Annotated in this window: 15 protein-coding genes; 9 read left to right on the top strand and 6 right to left on the bottom strand. The window is 62.9% G+C overall.

Annotated elements, in window-relative coordinates; translation table 11 throughout:
• Positions 1 to 298 precede the first annotated feature (298 nt).
• The 4 genes from ftsH to denD all read left to right on the top strand — a co-directional run bounded on the left by ftsH (position 299) and on the right by denD (position 5,751).
• A complete protein-coding gene (ftsH, locus tag IM737_RS08925; protein WP_236899566.1) occupies positions 299 to 2,227 on the top strand; it encodes an ATP-dependent zinc metalloprotease FtsH in 1,929 nt (642 codons plus the stop codon).
• 132 nt (positions 2,228 to 2,359) lie between these two features.
• Positions 2,360 to 3,703: a phosphoglucosamine mutase gene (glmM, locus tag IM737_RS08920; RefSeq protein ID WP_236899565.1), complete on the top strand. Its 1,344-nt coding sequence runs from the start codon at positions 2,360 to 2,362 to the stop codon at positions 3,701 to 3,703.
• Between the two features lie 172 nt (positions 3,704 to 3,875).
• Positions 3,876 to 4,631 carry an outer membrane protein gene (locus IM737_RS08915; protein ID WP_236899564.1) on the top strand — a complete coding sequence of 252 codons (756 nt, stop codon included), beginning with the start codon at positions 3,876 to 3,878 and terminating at the stop codon, positions 4,629 to 4,631.
• A gap of 136 nt (positions 4,632 to 4,767) precedes the next feature.
• Positions 4,768 to 5,751: a D-erythronate dehydrogenase gene (gene denD, locus IM737_RS08910; protein ID WP_236899563.1), complete on the top strand. Its 984-nt coding sequence runs from the start codon at positions 4,768 to 4,770 to the stop codon at positions 5,749 to 5,751.
• A 16-nt stretch (positions 5,752 to 5,767) separates the two neighbouring features.
• On the opposite strand, the gene IM737_RS08905 is transcribed toward denD, so the two are convergent.
• A complete protein-coding gene (locus tag IM737_RS08905) occupies positions 5,768 to 7,033 on the bottom strand; it encodes an HAD family hydrolase (protein WP_236899562.1) in 1,266 nt (421 codons plus the stop codon).
• Between the two features lie 124 nt (positions 7,034 to 7,157).
• Positions 7,158 to 8,189, bottom strand: a complete 1,032-nt coding sequence (locus tag IM737_RS08900) for a LacI family DNA-binding transcriptional regulator (RefSeq protein WP_236899561.1) — start codon at positions 8,187 to 8,189, stop codon at positions 7,158 to 7,160.
• 291 nt (positions 8,190 to 8,480) lie between these two features.
• Between IM737_RS08900 and IM737_RS08895 the strand changes: the two genes are divergently transcribed.
• The 4 genes from IM737_RS08895 to IM737_RS08880 all read left to right on the top strand — a co-directional run bounded on the left by IM737_RS08895 (position 8,481) and on the right by IM737_RS08880 (position 14,978).
• Positions 8,481 to 10,472 (top strand): ABC transporter substrate-binding protein, encoded by a 1,992-nt coding sequence (locus tag IM737_RS08895; RefSeq protein ID WP_236899560.1) that lies wholly within the window; start codon positions 8,481 to 8,483, stop codon positions 10,470 to 10,472.
• Positions 10,473 to 10,753: 281 nt separating this feature from the next.
• Complete coding sequence (locus IM737_RS08890; RefSeq protein ID WP_236899559.1) at positions 10,754 to 11,746, top strand: ABC transporter permease; 993 nt, start codon at positions 10,754 to 10,756, stop codon at positions 11,744 to 11,746.
• A gap of 167 nt (positions 11,747 to 11,913) precedes the next feature.
• Positions 11,914 to 13,062, top strand: a complete 1,149-nt coding sequence (locus tag IM737_RS08885) for an ABC transporter permease (RefSeq protein ID WP_236899558.1) — start codon at positions 11,914 to 11,916, stop codon at positions 13,060 to 13,062.
• A 5-nt stretch (positions 13,063 to 13,067) separates the two neighbouring features.
• Entirely contained in the window at positions 13,068 to 14,978 is a 1,911-nt protein-coding gene (locus tag IM737_RS08880; RefSeq protein WP_236899557.1) for an ABC transporter ATP-binding protein, read from the top strand.
• A 3-nt stretch (positions 14,979 to 14,981) separates the two neighbouring features.
• Here the strand turns inward: IM737_RS08880 and IM737_RS08875 are convergent, their stop codons facing one another.
• Positions 14,982 to 15,941 (bottom strand): aldo/keto reductase, encoded by a 960-nt coding sequence (locus tag IM737_RS08875; RefSeq protein WP_236899556.1) that lies wholly within the window; start codon positions 15,939 to 15,941, stop codon positions 14,982 to 14,984.
• 68 nt (positions 15,942 to 16,009) lie between these two features.
• On the opposite strand from IM737_RS08875, the gene IM737_RS08870 reads away from it, so the two are divergent.
• Positions 16,010 to 16,366, top strand: coding sequence for a DUF2200 domain-containing protein (locus IM737_RS08870; RefSeq protein WP_236899555.1), 357 nt, complete (start codon positions 16,010 to 16,012; stop codon positions 16,364 to 16,366).
• Positions 16,367 to 16,372: 6 nt separating this feature from the next.
• Here IM737_RS08870 and IM737_RS08865 read toward each other — a convergent pair whose 3' ends face one another.
• The 3 genes from IM737_RS08865 to IM737_RS08855 are packed head-to-tail and all read right to left on the bottom strand — an operon-like array spanning position 16,373 to position 19,647.
• Positions 16,373 to 17,158 carry an SDR family oxidoreductase gene (locus IM737_RS08865; protein WP_236899554.1) on the bottom strand — a complete coding sequence of 262 codons (786 nt, stop codon included), beginning with the start codon at positions 17,156 to 17,158 and terminating at the stop codon, positions 16,373 to 16,375.
• A 46-nt stretch (positions 17,159 to 17,204) separates the two neighbouring features.
• Positions 17,205 to 18,155, bottom strand: coding sequence for a sugar-binding transcriptional regulator (locus IM737_RS08860; protein WP_236899553.1), 951 nt, complete (start codon positions 18,153 to 18,155; stop codon positions 17,205 to 17,207).
• Between the two features lie 22 nt (positions 18,156 to 18,177).
• Positions 18,178 to 19,647, bottom strand: a complete 1,470-nt coding sequence (locus tag IM737_RS08855) for an FGGY family carbohydrate kinase (RefSeq protein WP_236899552.1) — start codon at positions 19,645 to 19,647, stop codon at positions 18,178 to 18,180.
• Positions 19,648 to 19,690: the final 43 nt, after the last annotated feature.

Genomic DNA, 19,690 nt, shown 5'->3' with positions numbered 1-19,690 from the left:
AAACTCGCGAAAATCCCGGCGCGATGGCGAGACTTCGGCCTCATCATTTTTTGACTACCCATCGAGACTGCGGTCTCGCCATCGCTGCTCCATTCGACAACCGCATCCCAGGCGGCGCTTTCGCACGACCGGATGGAACCTTCCAAATCCCCACCGCGTATTAACCCAATCGCGACATTATGACTGGACGGAGCGCCCAAAGGGCCGCAGGTCTTGCCCTTGTAACGCCCCATTGCCGGACATACATTCGGCAAACGCGCCGCGCCGTCTCGCGCAGGCCCTCTCCGGGACAGGATTGATGAACGGAAATTTCCGCAACTTCGCCATCTGGCTGGTCATACTCTTCATGCTGATGGGCCTGTTCCAGGTCTTCCAGTCTTCGACCCGCTCGATCTCGGTTGCCGACAAGAGCTACAGCGAATTCGTCAAGGACGTCGACGCCGGCAGCGTCACCAGCGTCACCATCACCAACAATATCGTCGGCGGCACCCTGCGCGACGGCACGCGGTTCGAAACCGTGCTGCCCGATGGCGCCGATGTCGTGAACCGGCTCGAAGACAAGGGCGTGTCGATCACGGCGCGTGCCCCTGAATCGAGCCCGTTCTGGTCGATCCTGCTCAGCTCCTGGCTGCCGTTCATCGTCATCATCGGCGTGTGGTTCTTCTTCATACGCCAGATGCAGGGCGGTGGTCGTGGCGGCGCTATGGGCTTCGGCAAGTCCCGCGCCAAGCTCTTGACCGAGTCGCATGGCAAGGTGACGTTCGAGGACGTTGCCGGTGTGGACGAAGCCAAGCAGGATCTTGAGGAAATCGTCGAATTCCTTCGCGATCCGGGCAAGTTCCAGCGCCTGGGCGGTCGTATCCCGCGCGGCGTGCTGCTGGTCGGCCCTCCGGGTACCGGTAAGACGCTGCTTGCCCGCTCGGTGGCAGGTGAAGCAAACGTGCCGTTCTTCACCATTTCGGGTTCGGACTTCGTTGAAATGTTCGTCGGCGTTGGCGCCAGCCGCGTCCGCGACATGTTCGAGCAGGCCAAGAAGAACGCACCCTGCATCATCTTCATCGACGAAATCGACGCCGTCGGTCGCCAGCGTGGCGCTGGCCTGGGCGGCGGTAACGACGAACGCGAACAGACCCTCAACCAGCTCCTCGTCGAGATGGATGGCTTTGAAGCCAATGAAGGCATCATCCTGATCGCCGCCACCAACCGCCCCGACGTGCTTGATCCGGCTCTGCTGCGTCCCGGCCGCTTCGACCGCCAGGTCGTGGTGCCGAACCCCGACGTGTCGGGCCGTGAAAAGGTGCTCAAGGTTCACGTCCGCAAGGTGCCGCTTGCACCGGATGTCGATCTCAAGGTTCTGGCTCGCGGTACGCCCGGTTTCTCCGGCGCCGATCTGATGAACCTCGTCAACGAGGCGGCCCTGATGGCGGCGCGGCGCAACAAGCGCTTCGTCACCCATGCCGAGTTCGAAGATGCCAAGGACAAGATCATGATGGGCGCCGAGCGCCGCACCATGGCTATGTCCGAGGACGAGAAGAAGCTGACCGCCTATCACGAAGCCGGCCACGCCATCATCGCGCTCAAGGTTGCGGGCATCGACCCCATCCACAAGGCGACGATCATTCCGCGCGGCCGTGCCCTTGGCATGGTGATGACCCTGCCCGAGAGCGATACCTATTCGTTCTCGCGCGAAAAGGCGCTGGCTCGCCTCACCATGCTGTTCGGCGGTCGCGAAGCCGAGATCATCAAGTTCGGTCCGGAAAAGGTCACGTCGGGCGCTTCGGGTGATATCCAGATGGCGACGAGCCTTGCCCGTTCGATGGTGATGGAATGGGGTATGAGCGAGAAGCTCGGCCGCGTCCGTTACAAGTCGAACGACCAGGAAGTGTTCCTCGGCCACTCGGTGACGCAGTCGACCAACATGAGCGACGACACGGCCCGCATCATCGACCAGGAAGTGCGCAAGCTGATCGAGGATGGCGAGGCTTCGGCCAAGGACATCCTCACCACATACCACGATCAGTGGGAGGCGATTGCCCAGGCGCTGCTCGAATACGAGACGCTGACCGGCGACGAGCTGCGCGCCCTGATGGATGGCCAGCAGCCGGTTCGTCCGGATGATAGCGGCCCGTCCAACAAGGCCAGTGGCGTGCCATCGGCCGGCAAGTCGGGGAAGAAACGCCCCGACGCGCCGCCAGAGGGTGGGCTTGAGCCTCAGCCGGGTAGCTGAGGCGCATAGACAATCTGGAAGGGTCGCCGCGAGGCGGCCCTTTTGCATTGACGATTTCTGCGTTATTTCCGCCGAAAAGCGGTCTTAACAGTTGCGCGCTACGGTTGCGACAGGACGAATGAGGGGCAGAACATGGCCAGGAAATATTTCGGCACCGACGGTATTCGTGGACTCGCCAATGGCGAGAAGCTGACCCCTGAACTCGCCATGAAGATCGGCATGGCTGCCGGGCACAAATTCGTCCGCGGTGAACATCGTAACCGCGTGGTGATCGGCAAGGATACACGCCGCTCGGGCTATATGATCGAGAGCGCACTGGGTGCCGGATTCACGGCGGTGGGCATGGACGTGTACTTCCTCGGCCCGATGCCGACACCGGCCGTTGCCATGCTGACACGGTCGCTGCGCGCCGATCTCGGCGTCATGATTTCGGCGTCGCACAATCCCTACGACGACAACGGGATCAAGCTGTTCCGACCCGACGGCTACAAGCTTTCCGATGAGGTCGAGGCCGATATCGAGCGACTGATCGATAGCGACAGTACGTCGATGCTGGCGCATGGCATGAATATCGGACGCGCGCATCGCGACGAGGAAGCGCGCACGCGCTACATCGAATATGCCAAGCGCACCCTGCCGCGGAACGTCGATCTGTCCGGGCTGCGCGTGGTTCTCGATTGCGCAAACGGCGCTGCCTACAAGGTCGCCCCCATTGCGCTCTGGGAGCTGGGTGCCGAAGTCATCACCATCGGTGTCGAGCCCGATGGCTACAACATCAACCATAAGGTCGGGTCCACCGCACCGCAGGCAGTGGCCGACAAGGTGCGCGAAATGCGGGCCGATATCGGGATTGCGCTCGATGGCGATGCCGATCGCGTCATCATCATCGACGAAAAGGGCAATGTGGTTGATGGCGACCAGTTCATGGCCGTCATCGCCCAGAGTTGGCTCGAGCGCGAAATGCTGCTGGGCGGGGGCATTGTCGCCACCGTCATGTCCAATCTGGGCCTCGAGCGTTACCTGACGACGCTAGGGCTGACGCTGGAACGCACCCAGGTGGGCGACCGCTATGTGCTGGAAGCCATGCGCGCCAAGGGCTTTAACGTCGGCGGCGAACAGTCGGGCCACATCATCCTGTCGGACTTCACCACCACGGGCGATGGCCTTGTGGCGGCTCTTCAATTGCTGGCAGTGCTCAAGCAGCAGGAGCGGCCGGTCTCGGAAATCTGCGCGCGCTTCGACAAGGTTCCGCAGCTGCTGCGCAGCGTCAAGTTCAAGTCGGGTAAGCCGCTTGAACACAAGCAGGTCATCGCCGCCATAGCCGATGGTCAGGCCATGCTCGGTACTGGCGGGCGCCTTGTCGTGCGCGCTTCCGGCACAGAGCCGGTAATCCGCGTCATGGGCGAGGCCGATGATGCAGCCCTGGTCTCGACAGTGGTGGCGCAGATTGAAGCAGCCATCCGCGAAGTTGCCTGAAGTTATCCCCGCAGCACAATTGTCGGCTAGTCTTGTTTACCGTCTGTAAACTATCGACTGGCCGCCTTATGCTGCTGTTAGGGTTAAATTTTTAGGTTAAGTGAGCTTTAAGGAAATTGACGGATATTGGGCTCAATCGACTGGTGTCGTGGCAACCCAAAGGACGAATTTCATGCGCAAGCTCATCGCTGCGATCATGGTGGCAGGAGCCGCCGTCATTGCTGGTCCGGCACTCGCTGCCGACTTCCCGGAATATCCGCCAATCATCGAAATCCCGGATGTGGATTATGGCGTCCAGGGCTCGTTCTACCTCCGTGGCAGCGCCGCCGCGAACGTGTTGTGGTCCAAAGAGGCCTACGCTTTTGAATGCGTGGTCTGCGGCCCTCCAGTCGTCACGACATTCCCCTTCGTCGCCATGGGCTACGGCTACAGCGTCGGTGCCGGCTTCGGTTACGAAACTGGCACGGGCCTGCGCTTCGATGCCACCATCGACTATGTCGGCAATGAAGGCCTAAAGGTCACCAAGGATGCATCTTACGGCGTTCGCGCCGGCGACTACACTGTCAAGCTGCGCTCGACTCTGGCCATGGCTAACGCCTATTACGACTTCTCCTTCGGCGGTGACTACGGCTACGGCGCTGCTGGTGGTGCCTTCGGCTATGTCGGCGTGGGTGCCGGTGCGGCCTTCAGCCATGTCGATATCGCTTCTCCTGCCGGCGTTGTCGTCCCGTCGGGCGGCAATACCAGCTTTGCCGCAGCCGCCATGGCTGGCGTCGGCTATGACTTCGGTGCCGTCGTGGCCGATATTGGCTACCGCGGTGTCTACATCGCCTCGCTTACCAACGGCGCGGCAGAACCAGACACCGTCTGGTCCGACAACAACTGGCTGCACGAAGTGCGCGGCACGCTCCGCTACCGCTTCAACTAATCCTCGGCGCGCCAGCCACGACGGCGCACCACAAAGTCCGATTGAACGGCGCCCAGAAGGGCGCCGTTTTTATGCCAGGCCTGCTGGACACCCCATACTTGCCATGCACAGCATAGGCTAATGGAGGAATCGTCACATGAAAATACTGGTCATCGGCGCAGCCGGGATGGTGGGGCGCAAGCTGGTGGCGGCTCTGCTCAAGACCGGCCAAGTCGGTGGGCGCGAGATCGCCGGACTGACGCTGGCCGATGTCGTCGAGCCTAGTCCCGTTACGGCGAGCATCCCCATCACCCGGGTGGCGACCGACTTGTCCGCTCAAGGCGCGGCCGCAGCTCTGATCGCAGATCGCCCGGATATCATCTTCCACCTTGCAGCCATCGTTTCGGGGGAGGCTGAGGCGGATTTCGACAAGGGATATCGGATCAATCTCGACGGCACCCGCTATCTTCTCGAGGCGATCCGTCAGGCGGGTCTCCAGCACAGCTACAAGCCGCGACTGGTCTTCACCTCGTCGATCGCCGTGTTCGGTGAGCCGCTACCAGAGGTGATCGGCGATACCCAGCAGCATACGCCGCTGACCAGCTACGGCACGCAGAAGGCCATTGGCGAACTGCTGCTGGCCGACTATTCGCGCCGTGGCTTTCTCGATGGGGTCGGTATCCGGTTGCCGACCATCGTTGTCCGACCCGGCAAGCCCAACAAAGCTGCGTCTGGCTTCTTCTCCGGCATACTGCGTGAACCGCTGGCCGGCATGGAAGCGATCCTGCCTGTTGCCGAGGATGTGCGACACTGGTTTGCCAGCCCGCGCGCTGCGGTGGGCTTCCTGCTGCACGCCGCAGAGATGGATACCGATGCGCTCGGTGCCAGGCGCAATCTCACCATGCCGGGCCTTGCCGCCACGGTCGGTGAAGAGATCGCTGCGCTGGAGCGCGTTGCCGGGCCAAAGGCGACAGCGCTTATCCGCCGCGAACCCGATGAAACCATCATCCGCATTGTCGCCGGGTGGCCCAAGGCCTTCGATGCCCGTCGTGCCAGCGCGCTTGGCTTTGCCGGCGATGCTGATTTCGACGAAATCATCCGCATCCATATCGAGGACGAACTGGGTGGGAAGATCGGCTAAAGCGGCGCTCCTCCCGCTACGTGGGGCGCGACTCTTCAAAGCCTGGCACCGGGTTGGCTTTGTCGCGCGCCATCTGGCGCTCGATATCGGCCAGTAGGCCCGGCAGTTCGCCGGGGGTGCGGATGGTGTAGCGGGGAACCTCGATCGCTTCGGCAGGGACGTGGCTACGCTTCTTGGACCAGCTCTGCCATATGCTGACAATGCCGAGCCGGTTGGCCCCGCCAATGTCGCGCTCCAGGTGATTGCCGACCATCACGATGGCCTCGGCATCATCGGATTCCAATCCCAGCGAACTCATGGCCTTCTGGAACATGCGCGCATCCGGCTTGGAGCATCCTTCTGTTTCCGAAATCACCTGCGCGTGGAAATGCGGCGCGATGCCGTGGCCACCTAGGACCGTTGAGAAACTACGCACGCGCCCATCAGCCACCAGTGCCAGCCGATAGCCGTCTTCGGCCAGCGAGCGCACCATTTCGAGCGCGCCGGGGATGAGGTCAGCCTCGATCACATACCCGTCGGCATCGAATTTCTCGCTGGCCTCGTCGACCAGCGTATCGCCGCTGTCAAGAAACACCGCCTTGAGCAGGGGCTGTTCCTGCCGCACCTGGTCCAGCACCGCCTTGACCTGGCCCGGTATCCAAGCCGCCAGATCATGCCAGCTGACAATCTCTACCGAAGCCAGGTCGAACACCTGGCCGAAGCTGAAACTAGGCAGGAAGGCGCGAGCCTGGAGGTAGCGTTTAACCGCGCGATGGTCTTCAAGGCTGACATCGGCCAATTGGTCACGGAACATGTCGTTGATCAACACGCCACCGCGCCCGGCGAGTTCCTGGCAGCATACGGTCGTCATTTCAGCATGCGGTCGCTGACCATCGGGAGTGGCAGTGAAGGCGTGTTTGCCTGGCGTCGAGATCAGGGTTACGCGTCCTGCCTCGATGGGCAGGGCGCCATCGGCTGTGTGCATGGCGAATTTCCCGCCGTGGGCGCTGGCCTCGACGGAAACGAGGGCGTCGGATGCGTCCAGATGCAGCCAGATGTGTTCAAGCTCGTAGAGATGCTGGATGTCCCAGTCCCACCAGATCGCATATTCGATGACCCTGGCGATGCCGGGGGCAAAGGCGATATCGAGTGGCGCGGAAGGCGAGCGGCCGGGGTTGGTCAGCACCGAGACACCGACGCGCGATGGCAGGAACGGCTCGTTGTCGCCGAAGCGGATCATTGGAGCGAGGCGGCGCGCCAGTTCTATCTCCGCCGGTGTGGCGGCCTGGAATGGTGACGACATGACGTGCCTTCTTGGAGTGCGGACGCGGTTGCTATCTTGTAATCGTTTTCAGATTTTATCTGCAAGTCATGTTGAAGGGTAAAATTTGCTGTCGCCAGCAAGACCTCCAGCATGCTTGGCGGAGCTACTCGGGGAGGGGGATGGTGGAGCTGCGTTGGATCAGTGTGTTTTCGAGGACGACCTGGCGGGGGGATTTGCTGGCGCCGGTCATGTGGTCGATCAGGGTCGTGGCAGCGATCTGGCCCATTTCGTGGATGGGCTGGGCGATGGTGGAGAGGGTGGGGAAGGTGACCGAGGATTCGAGGACGCCGTCATAGCCGAGAATCGACAGGTCGCGGGGCAGGTCGAGATCGAGTGCGTGGGCGGCGTGCATGACGCCGATGGCCAGCATGTCCGTGGTGGCGAAGATGGCGGTTAGGCCGCGATGACCCGTTATCATGGCCTGGCCGGCTTCGCGGCCGACTTCGAAGCTGGCGATGTCGAAGGGCGGCGAGAAGACGATCTCGACATCGGTCGCTAGATCCTGTGCGGCCTGGCGTATGCCGCGCACGCGCTCGCTGCCAACGTCGAAGCTACCGCCCTTCTGGGCGATCTTGCCGGCGACGATGCCGATCTTGCGATGGCCCAGCTCGATCAGGTGGCGCATCCCCTGGTAGCCGCCGGAAAAATTGTCGCAGACGACGGAGCTGATGGCGGCCATCTTGGGCTTCATGTCGACGAAGGAGACGGCAATGCCGCGGTCCCGCAGGGTGTTCACCTGTTTGACGGTGCGGGCCGTGGCGGCGCTGGGGCGGATGATGACGCCTTGTGCGCGCATGTCGAGCATGGTCTCGAGATAGGCTTCCTCGCGCTCGGGGTCGCCGTTGGTGGAGCAGAGCAGGACACGGTAGCCCTGGTCGAACATGGTGGTTTCGATGGCGTAGGCGAGGGCGCTGCTGAAGGGCGTGCGCTGCTGGCGCAGCAGGACGCCGACGATGTTGGACTGCTGGGTGCGGAATGAGCTGGCGAGGCCGTTGGGGCGATAGCCCAGTTCGGCAATGGCCTTGGCTACAGCTTCGCGCACGGCCGGGCGGACATGGGCGTAGTTGTTGACCACGCGCGATACCGTGGCGATCGAGACATTGGCGGCCTTCGCCACATCCTTGATAGTCACCATAGTCGCGCCGCTCTCTACCCAGCTAGCAATCACGTTGACCCGTCAATGGCCATCAAAATCCCCAGCATGCTGGAGGTCTTGCCCGGGTTCGGACCAGCAAAAAAGCAGACGCCGACCTAGTCGGGAATTCCTACCTTGTTTTGAAAACGTTTACAACATATCGTCATCCAACCGATAGGTGTGGGGTCTAGTTACGAGGTGCATAAGCACCCTTGGAAGGTGAGGCTTCCGGCTCAACCCACCGGCCGGACCTCGGAGGATGCGAAGTTTCATTCGTGGGAGGGATTGCAAATGCAGAAGGATCGTTTTGGCATAACGCGACTGCTGACGGTGACGTCGGTGCTGCTCGGCACAACGGCCTTGCCCGGCGCTATTGCGCTGCCGGTGCAGGCGCAGGATGTGGCCAATGCCTGTGCCAGCGGCTTCACTGAGGCGCCGCAGCTCAAGGCGCAGGTGGATGCGGGCACGTTGCCACCGGTGGCGAAGCGCCTGCCGCTCGAACCGCTGGTGATCCAGCCAGCCGAGGAAATCGGCGTCTATGGCGGCCAGTTCATCGATAGTTGGGGCGGTGGCAACGTCGCCGATCTCCGTCAGTTCGGCTATGAGCCGCTGGTGCGCTGGAGCGTCGATGGCTCGGAAGTGGTGCCCGGCATCGCCAAGAGCTGGGACGTCAGCGAGGACGCGACGACTTATACCTTCCATCTGCGCGAGGGCATGAAGTGGTCGGACGGCCAGCCCTTCACCGCCGACGACATCATCTTCTGGTGGGATCGCGTCGAGAACAATCCCAAGGTCATGACCGGCGGACCGCGCGCCGAGCTCAAGAACAATGGCGCCGTGCCCACCGTCACCAAGGTCGACGACTACACCGTAACCTTCGCCTATGAGCAGCCTAACGGCCTGTTCCTGCAGAACATGGCCGGCCCCTATGGCCAGCGCGTCGTGCAGTTTCCGGCCCATTACATGGAACAGTTCGATATCGACCTGAACCCCGATGGTGTGGCCGAGATGATGGCCGCCGCCGGGGCGACCGATTATGCGGCCTGGTGGAAGGGCAATGTCGGCTCTTATGGCGACGCCGCCCAGTTCAACAATCCAGAGCGTCCGTCGATCCATGCCTGGATCGGCACCGATACGCTGCTGGGCAAGGAACGCGTGACCTATGTCCGCAATCCCTACTACTTCGCTGTCGATCCCTCGTGCCAGCAGCTCCCCTATATCGACGAGCGTGTGTGGACCGTCGCGGCTGACCCGGAAGTGACGCTGCTGCAGTCGATCCAGGGCCAGATCACCATGTCGCCGCGCAATGTGTCGACCCCACAGAACCGTGCCGTGTTCTTCGACAGCCAGGAAGCGGGCGACTATCGCCTCGTTCCGGCGACGAGCTGCGACTACAACACGGCCGTGCTGGGCTTCTCGGTGAACCATCCCGATCCGATCAAGGCGCAGGTCTTTGGCTCCAAGGACTTCCGCGCCGGTGTATCGCTGGCCATCAATCGCCAGGAGATCATCGACACGATCTATCTGGGTCAGGGCGAGCCGTTCCAGCCGGCGCCGTTGCCGAACTCCCCGTTCTATAACGAGACGCTGGCCAAGGAATTCACCGAGTTCGATCCGGCTGCAGCGGCTGAGCATCTCGACAAGATCATCCCGATGGGACCCGATGGGGTGCGTGTCGGGCCGGACGGCCAGCCGTTCAAGTTCTCGGTCGAGATCAATGCCGACTTCAAGCCTGATACGGTCGACGCGTTCCAGTTGATCGAACGCACCTGGAAGCAGGCCGGGCTCGATGTCACGATCAACTACCACTCGGACGAGCTGTTCGGTAATGCGCGCGCCAAGCCGGATGCCGATGCGGCCGTGTGGGTGGGCGAGAACGGCTGTGGCCAGCTGCCACTGCTCAATCTTGGTCGCTTCATGAACGACTATGGCTACTGGTCGCTGGGCAACTGGTCCGGCTGGGCCGCCTGGGACATGCTGCGGCTCAATCCTGAGGCGACCTTGCCCGAAGGCTGGGCGCCGATCGAGCCACCGGCCAATGTGCAGCGTCTTTATGTGTTGCGCTCGACCATTCCGACCACGGTTGGAGACGAGCAGGCCGCGCTGATGAAGGAATTCACCGACCTGCTGGCCGAAGAGTTCCTGACCATCGGCATCGCCAACCCGGCGGGCTACTACCGTTCGGTCAAGAACAACCTGCACAACGTGCCGGCTGAGCTGATCGAAGGCTGGCTCTATCCGGGCCCGGCGCCAGCGAACTTCTCGACCTTCTTTTTCAAGTAACGCTCTCCACGAGCAGGATGGCCCGTATCGGGCCATCCCAACTGGGGCCGGCTCCGTTTCATTCCCTTTAGCGGAGCCGGCCTGTTTCTATTTGGTGAGGGAGCGGCGGAGCCTCGGCGTTCGCAGAACCCCCACCCTCATTCCCTCCCCACAAGGGGAGGGAAGCCTGGCCGGTGCCTTGAGGCTGCATCGAGCGATCCTCGGAATGTGGTCATGCGCCTCCCTCCCCCTATGAGGGTGGGGTTGCTTCCGGCAAACGCCGCACGGAAAGGAGACCGACCATGGGATCATTCATGTTGCGCCGGATCATCTATGTGATCCCGACGCTGATCGCGGTGTCGCTGATTTCTTTCCTCGTCATTGCCATTCCGCCGGGTGATTTCATCACCCGCACCGCAGAGCTACGCGCCGCCCAGGGCGATATCATGCCGCTGGCCGAGCAGGAGGCCATGCGCCGGGCCTATGGGCTCGATCTGCCTGTCATGGTGCAATACTGGAACTGGATATCGGGCGTGCTGCTGCGCGGCGATTTTGGCTTCTCATTCTCATTCAACCTGCCGGTCAAGGACGTGATCTGGCCGCGGCTCGGCCTCACCGTCGTGCTGTCGGTCGCGAGCCTGTTGTTCATCTGGGTGGTCGCCATTCCAATCGGCATCTACTCGGCCGTGCGCCGCTATTCAGCGGGGGACTATCTTGCGACCTTTCTTGGCTTTCTGGGCCTTGCCATTCCCAATTTCCTGCTGGCACTGGCGGTGATGTACATCGCCTTTGCCTGGTTTGGCATGAATGTCGGCGGGCTGTTCTCGCCGGAGTACCTCGAGGCGCCGTGGAGCTGGGGGCGGGTGCTTGACCTGCTCAACCACCTCTGGCTGCCGATGATCGTGCTGGGCACGGCTGGGACGGCCAGCGTGATCCGGGTGATCCGCGCCAACCTGATGGACGAGTTGCACAAGCCCTATGTCACGGCGGCGCGGGCCAAGGGCAAGGGCGAGTTCGCGCTGCTGATGAAGTATCCGGTGCGCCATGCGCTCAACCCGTTCGTGTCGGGGCAGAACGACATCTTTGTCGACATCGTCTCGGGTGGGACGATTGTGGCGATCGTCATGGGGTTGCAGACAACGGGCCCGCTGCTGCTCGACGCGCTGCGCACGCAGGACATGTATATGGCGGCCAGCTTCATCCTGATGCTGAGCGTGCTGGTGGTGATCGGGACGTTGCTGAGCGATCTGCTGCTGGCGTGGTTGGACCCGCGCATCCGGTATCAGCAGGGGTAGGGGCGGATGGCCATGTCTTTCCACATTCGCGGTGTCATCCCTGCGAAGGCCGGGATCCATGCGGTGACCCCGCATCAATCTGGATGCTGCGGCAGGCCACGGACATGGATTCCGGCCTTCGCCGGAATGACCCGGTGGTTGGGTGAAAGTCCGTGGGAGCCACATCCATGAGCACGTTCGACGAAACCACCGGGCTGGTTGCCCCCGTCGCGCCGCAGCATCAGCGTGGCCGAGGCTACGATGGGCATTGGGCGCTGGTCTGGCAGAAGTTCCTGCGCCACAAGCTGGGGGTCGCCGGTGGGGTTGTCGTCATTCTCGCCTATATCGTCGCGCTGATCCCCGAATTCCTCGCGCCGGTGACGCTCGAAGCTTACAATCCGGCCTATAGCTATGCGCCGCCGCAGGCGATCCAGTGGGGGCGGGACGATGGGGATGGCTGGCGGTTTGCGCCGCATGTCAACGCCTACACATCCGAGATCGACTACAATTCCGGCCGTCGCACCTTCGTGACCGATCCGGAGCAGCCGATCGATATTGGCCTGTTTGTGGTCGGCGAGCCCTACCGGCTGTTTGGCCTGATACCCGCTGACCGACACCTGTTCGGACCGGTAGAGGTCGGCCAACCGTTCTTCATTGCTGGGGCCGATCGTCTGGGGCGCGACATCCTCAGTCGCACTATCTATGGCACGCGCATTTCGATGACGATCGGGTTGATCGGCGTGGCGCTGAGCCTGGTGTTCGGCATCCTGATCGGGGGCATATCGGGGCTGTTTGGCGGGGTGGTCGACAACCTGATCCAGCGGTTCATCGAGTTTATCCAGTCGGTGCCGGCCATTCCGCTGTGGATTGGGCTGGCGGCGGCCATTCCTGCATCGGTGCCGCCGCTGCAGGTGTATTTCCTGATCACCATTATCCTGTCGGTGCTCGGCTGGACCAGCCTGGCGCGTGTGGTGCGTGGAAGATTCCTCGCCATGCGCAACGAGGATTTCGTCAAGGCGGCGCGGCTCGATGGCTGCGGCCCTGTGCGCATCATCTTCCGGCATATGCTGCCCAGCTTTCTCAGCCACATCATCGCGACGGTGTCGCTGGCCATTCCGGGGATGATCCTGGCAGAGACAGCACTGAGCTATCTCGGTATCGGCCTGCGGACGCCCATCGTCAGCTGGGGCGTGCTGCTGCAGGAGGCGCAGAATGTGCGGACCATCGCCTCGGCGCCATGGCTGTTGTTGCCTGGTGGTGCCGTGGTGATTGCGGTGCTGGCGCTCAATTTTCTCGGCGATGGTCTGCGTGATGCCGCAGACCCCTATTCGGATTGAGGCGCATGGATAACCTCGTAGAAATCCGCGACCTCAAGATCACCTTCGCGGGGTCCGTCGAGGTGGTGACGGGGCTCGGTCTCGATATTCCCGCCGGCAAGACGCTCTGCCTCGTCGGCGAAAGTGGCTGCGGCAAGTCGGTGACGGCCAAGGCGATCCTGCAGGTGATCGATCATCCCGGCCGGGTTTCGGGTGGGACGATCAATCTGCGCCAACCTGATGGCACGGTGCTCGATATCGCTGCGACCAAGCCGTCGAGCCCGGTCATGCAGCATGTGCGCGGCGCCGATATCGCCATGATCCACCAGGAGCCGATGACATTCCTGTCGCCGCTCTACACTATCGGCAACCAGATCAGCGAAGCGCTGACGCTGCATCGCAAGGTGAGCAAGGCGGAGGCGCGGGCGGCCGGGATTGCGATGCTCGAGCAGGTGGGGATGCCGGAGCCGGCGCGGCGCTATGACAGCTATACGTTCCAGCTGTCGGGCGGCCAGCGGCAGCGCGCCATGATCGCCATGGCGCTGATCAACCAGCCGCGCTTGCTGATCGCCGACGAGCCGACGACGGCGCTGGATGTGACGACGCAGGCCAATATCCTTGACCTGCTGGCGCGATTGCAGCGCGAGACCGGCATGGCGGTGCTGTTCATCACCCACGACCTTGGTGTGGTCGCGGAGATCGCCGACGAAGTGGCGGTGATGTATCTGGGCAAGATAGTCGAGCGCGGGCCGGTGCAGGAGGTGCTGGAGCATCCCAAGCATCCTTATACGCGCGGGCTGCTGGCCTCGATGCCCCGTCTGGATGGGGATTTCAAGGCGCCGCTTAGGGCGATTCCCGGCATGGTGCCGCCACCGGCATTGCGACCGGCGGGATGCTCGTTTCATACGCGCTGCGACTGGGCGGTGGCGGGAATCTGCAATGTCGTGCCGGTGGGGCTGACGGATTTCGGCAATGAGCACATTGCGGCGTGCCATGCCTATGGGCCGCGCGCGGCCGAGTTTGTGCGACCCGCAGCGCAGGCGGCAATGCCAGCGCCGGTGGCGGCACGGCCTGCGGTAGGCGCTGAGCCGTTGCTCAGCGTGCGCAACCTGCACAAGCATTTCCCCATTCGCGCCGGCTTCTTCCAGCGCCAGGTGGGGAAGGTCGAGGCGGTCAACGATGTCTCGTTCGAGATTTACCCGGGCGAGACACTGGGGCTGGTGGGTGAGAGCGGCTGCGGCAAGTCTACGCTGGGGCAGACGATTGTGGGGCTGCATCAGGCCGATGGTGGCGCGGTGCAGTTTGCCGATGGCGATGGGTCGATCGATCTGCTGGCGGCGAAGGGGGCGACGGCAAAGCGGTTGCGCACCGATATTCGTATGGTGTTCCAGGACCCGACGGGGTCGCTCAATCCGCGGATGCGGGTGCGCGATATCATCGGCGAGGTGTTGCAGGTCAATGGCGGGTATGGCGCGGCCGAGATCGAGGACAAGGTGCAGGGGCTGCTGGCGAAGGTGGGATTGAGCCCCGACTATGCCGAGCGCTATCCGCATGCGTTTTCGGGCGGGCAGCGGCAACGTATCGCCATCGCGCGGGCGCTGGCGTCGGACCCGCGGCTGGTGATTGCCGACGAGGCGGTGTCGGCGCTCGATGTGTCTGTGCAGACGCAGATCATCAACATGATGAAGGGGCTGCAGGCCGAGCTGGGGCTGACCTATATGTTCGTCAGCCACGACCTGGGGGTGATCGCCAATATCAGTGATCGGGTGGCGGTGATGCAGGCGGGGAAGATCGTCGAGATCGGGCCGACGGAGGCGATTTTCCGCAATCCGCAGCACGATTATACCAAGACGCTGCTGGCGGCGATTCCGGGCCGGGGTGCGCGGCGGGCGATGGCGGTTCGGCAGGATGCGGGTTACGCCCCAGCCGAACCGTAGCGGTCAGGGCAGGGTGTGGCCGGCTGCGGTGAACAGGCGGTACCATTCCTGGCGGGTCAGCGGCACCGATGAGCCGGCGGCGGCTTCGATGACGCGGCTGGGCTTGGTGGTGCCGAGCACGACCTGGATATTGGCCGGATGGCGGGTGATCCAGGCCACGGCAATGCCGGTCGGGGTGACGCCATAGCTGGCGGCGATCTCGTCGATGGCGTCGTTGAGCTCGGCGAAGTTTTCGCGATCGCCGAGGAAGACGCCGTCGAAGAAGGCCTTCTGAAAGGGCGACCAGGCCTGCAGCATCATGTCGTTGAGGCGCGAATAGTCGAGCAGGCCGATATCGCGGCTGATCGACTGGTCGAGGCCGGTCATGTTGGCGGCGATGCCCTGGGCGAAAAGTGGTGCATGGGTGATGCTGAGCTGCACCTGGTTGGCCACCAGCGGCACGTTGAGCGAGCGCTTGAGCAGTTCGATCTGGCCGGGTGTGTGGTTGGAGACGCCGAAGTGGCGGACTTTGCCGGAGGCCTTGAGCTTATCGAAGGCGACGGCGACGTCCTCGGGCTCGACGAGGGTATCGGGGCGGTGGAGCAGCAGCAGGTCGAGATAGTCGGTCTTGAGGGCGGCGAGGGATTCGTCGACAGTCTTGAGGATGTGCTCGCTGGAGAAGTCGAAGAAGCCCTTGCGGATGCCGACCTTGCTCTGGATGAACAGTTGATCGCGTTCGGCGGATGATAGGGTGATGGCCTCGCCGAAGCGGGCTTCGCAGAGATGACGCTCGCCGCCATAGATGTCGGCATGGTCGATCACATTGATGCCGGCATCGCGGGCGGCGCCAACCAGTTGCTGGATTTCGGCATTGCTCATCCTGGCGATGCGCATCAGGCCCAGAATGACGCTGGAGACGGGGCGGTCGGTGGTCGGGAAAGTGTAGGTCTTCATCGGGTTGATCCAGCTGGTGTGGTTGGGCATGCTGTACCATTCAAGTGTGGCAAGCGCACGCCAGACATCGATCGACCGCTCTTGAGCAGGAAGCGACCATGGAAACCAAGAACCACCGCATTTACGCGATGAGCGTGGCGAGCGTTTACATCCACTACGTCGCCAAGGCGGAGCGGAAGGGACGCAGCAAAGCCGAGGTTGACGAGATCATCTGCTGGCTGACGGGCCACAGTCAGGCAGGTTTGAGTGATGAGCTGTCAAACAAGACCAGCTTCGAGGACTTCTTCGCGCAGGCGCCCAAGATGAATCCATCGCGCGCGCTGATTACCGGCGTCGTCTGTGGTGTTCGGGTGGAGGACATTGAGGAACCCACGATGCGGGAGATACGCTATCTCGACAAGCTGGTGGACGAGCTGGCCAAGGGCAGGCCGATGGCAAAGATCCTGCGGCAATAGGCCTGCTCAGGACATGATCAAGCCACCATCGACATTGATGGTTTGGCCCGTGATGTAGGCCGCATCGGGAGATGCCAGAAATGCCACCAGAGCACCGACTTCGGCGGGCGTTCCGGCGCGGCCCATGGGGATGCCGCGCACCCATTCATGCATCAATTCGCCGGGTCCATAATCTCCAAGCATCTGCCCCCAGACGCGGTCGTTATAGTCCCACATCTCTGTATGGATGATGCCGGGGCAGATCGCGTTGACCGTGATGCCTTCGCGCGCCACCTCTTTGGCCAGGCTTTGCGTAAGGCCCATGACGCCGAATTTGGACGCTGCGTAATGGGGCGTGTAGATGAACCCATCGCGGGCCTGACCCGATGCCGTGTTGACCAGGCGGCCCTTGATACCGCTGGCGCGAAACCGGCGGATCGCCTCCTGGCAGCACAGGAAGACGCCCTTGGTATTGACGTCGAGGTTCAGATCCCATTCCCGCTCGCTCAGGTTCTCGACCTTGGCGATGGTGATGACGCCAGCATTCTGCACCGATATCGAAAGCGGCCCGAGCTTGGCCTCGACTTCGCCATAGGCCTCGCGCACGGCCTTCGCATCGGTGACATCAAGTGTCAGCCCCAGCACCTGGGCACCGGTTTCCTGCGCCAGCTCAGCGGCAATCGTTGGCGTGTCGGGCTCGATGGCCGCGATGGCGACCCTGGCGCCCTCCTGGGCGAAGCGGGTGGCGATGCCTCGGCCAATGCCCTTGTTGCCGCCTGTGACGAACACCGTCTGTTCCGCAAACCGAGTCATGCCTCTTCTCCATCATGGCAACGCGCCGGACGGAGGCCCGAAGGGCTCAGGCCGTCAGGCGGGCTGCGGTAAACTTGTCTGTGACCAGCACATCGATGACGCCGAGCTTGAGGGCGCCGGCAATCGCATTGGTCTTGGATTCGCCGCCGGCCAGTGCCATGACGCGATCCGCTTTGGTCAGTTCTTCGAGGGTGATGCCGATCACCCGCTCGTCGAGCGGCGTTTTGACCTGCTTGCCGGTCTTGTCGTAAAAGCGCAGCGAGATTTCCCCAACCACGCCCGCCTCGTTCAGCGTCGCCAGCTCCTGCGGCGAGAAGACGTTGCCTGAGCGCGCCAGCAGTTCGGACGGCTCGACCGCGCCGATGCCGACAATGGCCAGGCTGATCCGGTCGAACAGGTCCATCGTCTCGCGCACAAAGGGGTCGGCCAGCATGACCAGCTTGGCTTCGCGCGACGATGTCACGCCCTGCACTGGCAGCACACGCGCCTCGCCGCCAGTGAGCTTGGCCAGGCGGGCGGTCAGCTGCGTCGCATGGGTCTGCACCGATGGTGCGCCCATGCCCCCAAGCGTCTGTACGATGTAGCGCGCGTGAGTGCCCTTCATGGGGTGGATGTTGTCCACCATGCGCAGGATGGTCTGGCTCCAGCTGGAGACGCCGATGATCTCGTCCTGCTGCAGGGTGATTTCGAGAAAATGCGCCGCGGCCTCGCCGATGCGCGCCATGATGGCGCCGTCGCGGTCCTCGGAGCAGTCGATGACGATGGCCTCAGTCAGGCCGTAGCGTTCCCGCAACGCGGTTTCCAGCTCGGCAAAGGTGCCCGCCGGCGGGATGACCGTGGTGCGGACAATGTCCTCCTGCTCGGCACGCTTGAGCATGCGCGACACCGTGGCCTGCGACATGCGCAGCACGTCGGCGATCTCGGCCTGTCGCTTGTGCTCGACATGGTACATCTGCGCTACCCGGGCAATCAGCCGCAACTCATTGATCCGCCCCATCGACGCCTCCAGGTGTGAATTTTTATTCACCCTCAGACTTAGCTTTTGGCAGCGATGCGCGATAGATGGCATCCCGCCAAATCGACAATTGTCCTGCAGAATCGGTGGCGCGCGGCGACAGCAGATGCTCGGCCCGCGGCAGTGCCGCGATCGCTGGCAGATCGGGCCAGATTTCCAGCGAAAGGCCGGCCAGATAAGCGGCCCCCAATGCCGAGGCCTCGGGCGCGTCGCACTGGATCAGGCCATGATCGATGATGTCGGCCACGCATTGCATCAGGAAGCTGTTCTGGCTTGGGCCGCCATCGACATAGAGATGACCGAGCGCAGTTGGTGATTGCGCGGACATGGCAGCGAAGACGTCGTGGACCTGGAAGGCAATGGAGTCGGTAACCGCGCGCGCCATCTGCGCCCGGGTCGTGCCAAAGTCGATGCCGGAAAACAGCGCTCGCGCATTGGCCTGCCAATGTGGCGCACCCAGCCCCACAAAGGCCGGAACGAAGCCCGGACCACCCGGCTCAGCAGTGGCCGCCAGGTCCGTCAATGCCTGCACGTCCGCCAGGCCGAGCATGTCGGCCATCCAGGGCAGGGCCGCTGCGGACACGAGGATGTTGCCTTCGAAGGCGTAGGTCGGTCGGCCGTCAATGGCCCAGGCGATCGTCGTGGTAATGCCGCGTTGTGGTGCCACGAAGCCGGGCAGGGTCGTCATCACCGATGATCCGGTGCCAAATGTCACCTTGCCGTCACCAGGATGAAATGCACCGTGGCCGAACAAAGCTGCGTGGCTGTCGCCGATCGTCGAACAGATGGGAATGCCGTCGCGCAAGCCGGGCACATTCCTGGTGACGCCGAAGCGCGCGGAACTGTCATGCACGGCGGGAAGCATGGATTCAGGCACGCCGAATAGAGCGCAGAGCTCGTCGCTCCAGCACTGGGCGCTCAGGTCGTAGAGCTGGCTGCGTGCCGCATTGGAGGCGTCGCAGGCATGGACTGCGCCGGCTGTCAGGCAATGGATCAGCCAGGCGTCTATGGTGCCAAGGCGGACATCGCGGCCATCAGGCACAAAGTCGAGCAGCCACCGCATCTTAGGGCCGGGAAACATTGGATCGATGGGCAGACCGGTGAGCGCCTGCACCCGCTCGGCATGGCCGGCCGCGACCAGGCCGGCACAGGCATCGGCCGTGCGTCGGCATTGCCAGCTGACCACCGGACCAAGCGGTTCGCCCGTTTTCGCGTCCCAGGCGGTCACCGATTCACGCTGGTTTGAGATACCGATTCCGACGATGTCGACGTCCGGCCCGGACTTGAGGCAGGCGGCAATCGCCTCCTGCACCGATGTCCAGACCCGCAGTGGTGATTGTTCCACCCAGCCGGGATGTGGATGCACGACCCCCACGGGGGACGAACCACGCGCCAGGATTTGCCCTGACGTGGAGACGAGCACCGCCTTGGAATTGGTCGTACCCTGGTCGATGGCTAGGATGGCGGGGATCATCGCAACTCCGGCAGCGGTAGGAAGTGGGCACGGTAGTCGGGAG

The organism is Devosia sp. SL43, assembly GCF_021729885.1.
Classification (GTDB): Bacteria; Pseudomonadota; Alphaproteobacteria; order Rhizobiales; family Devosiaceae; genus Devosia.
The sequence above is the reverse complement of the archived record's forward strand: the minus strand, read 5'-3'. Positions and strand labels throughout refer to the sequence as shown.

What these genes read in the sequence shown, in the direction of transcription:
- ftsH (WP_236899566.1), top strand. Translation starts at nt 299, where the DNA reads ATGAACGGAAATTTCCGCAACTTCGCCATCTGGCTGGTCATACTCTTC.
- glmM (WP_236899565.1), top strand. Translation starts at nt 2,360, where the DNA reads ATGGCCAGGAAATATTTCGGCACCGACGGTATTCGTGGACTCGCCAAT.
- IM737_RS08915 (WP_236899564.1), top strand. Translation starts at nt 3,876, where the DNA reads ATGCGCAAGCTCATCGCTGCGATCATGGTGGCAGGAGCCGCCGTCATT.
- denD (WP_236899563.1), top strand. Translation starts at nt 4,768, where the DNA reads ATGAAAATACTGGTCATCGGCGCAGCCGGGATGGTGGGGCGCAAGCTG.
- IM737_RS08905 (WP_236899562.1), bottom strand. Translation starts at nt 7,033, where the DNA reads ATGTCGTCACCATTCCAGGCCGCCACACCGGCGGAGATAGAACTGGCG.
- IM737_RS08900 (WP_236899561.1), bottom strand. Translation starts at nt 8,189, where the DNA reads ATGGTGACTATCAAGGATGTGGCGAAGGCCGCCAATGTCTCGATCGCC.
- IM737_RS08895 (WP_236899560.1), top strand. Translation starts at nt 8,481, where the DNA reads ATGCAGAAGGATCGTTTTGGCATAACGCGACTGCTGACGGTGACGTCG.
- IM737_RS08890 (WP_236899559.1), top strand. Translation starts at nt 10,754, where the DNA reads ATGGGATCATTCATGTTGCGCCGGATCATCTATGTGATCCCGACGCTG.
- IM737_RS08885 (WP_236899558.1), top strand. Translation starts at nt 11,914, where the DNA reads ATGAGCACGTTCGACGAAACCACCGGGCTGGTTGCCCCCGTCGCGCCG.
- IM737_RS08880 (WP_236899557.1), top strand. Translation starts at nt 13,068, where the DNA reads ATGGATAACCTCGTAGAAATCCGCGACCTCAAGATCACCTTCGCGGGG.
- IM737_RS08875 (WP_236899556.1), bottom strand. Translation starts at nt 15,941, where the DNA reads ATGCCCAACCACACCAGCTGGATCAACCCGATGAAGACCTACACTTTC.
- IM737_RS08870 (WP_236899555.1), top strand. Translation starts at nt 16,010, where the DNA reads ATGGAAACCAAGAACCACCGCATTTACGCGATGAGCGTGGCGAGCGTT.
- IM737_RS08865 (WP_236899554.1), bottom strand. Translation starts at nt 17,158, where the DNA reads ATGACTCGGTTTGCGGAACAGACGGTGTTCGTCACAGGCGGCAACAAG.
- IM737_RS08860 (WP_236899553.1), bottom strand. Translation starts at nt 18,155, where the DNA reads ATGGGGCGGATCAATGAGTTGCGGCTGATTGCCCGGGTAGCGCAGATG.
- IM737_RS08855 (WP_236899552.1), bottom strand. Translation starts at nt 19,647, where the DNA reads ATGATCCCCGCCATCCTAGCCATCGACCAGGGTACGACCAATTCCAAG.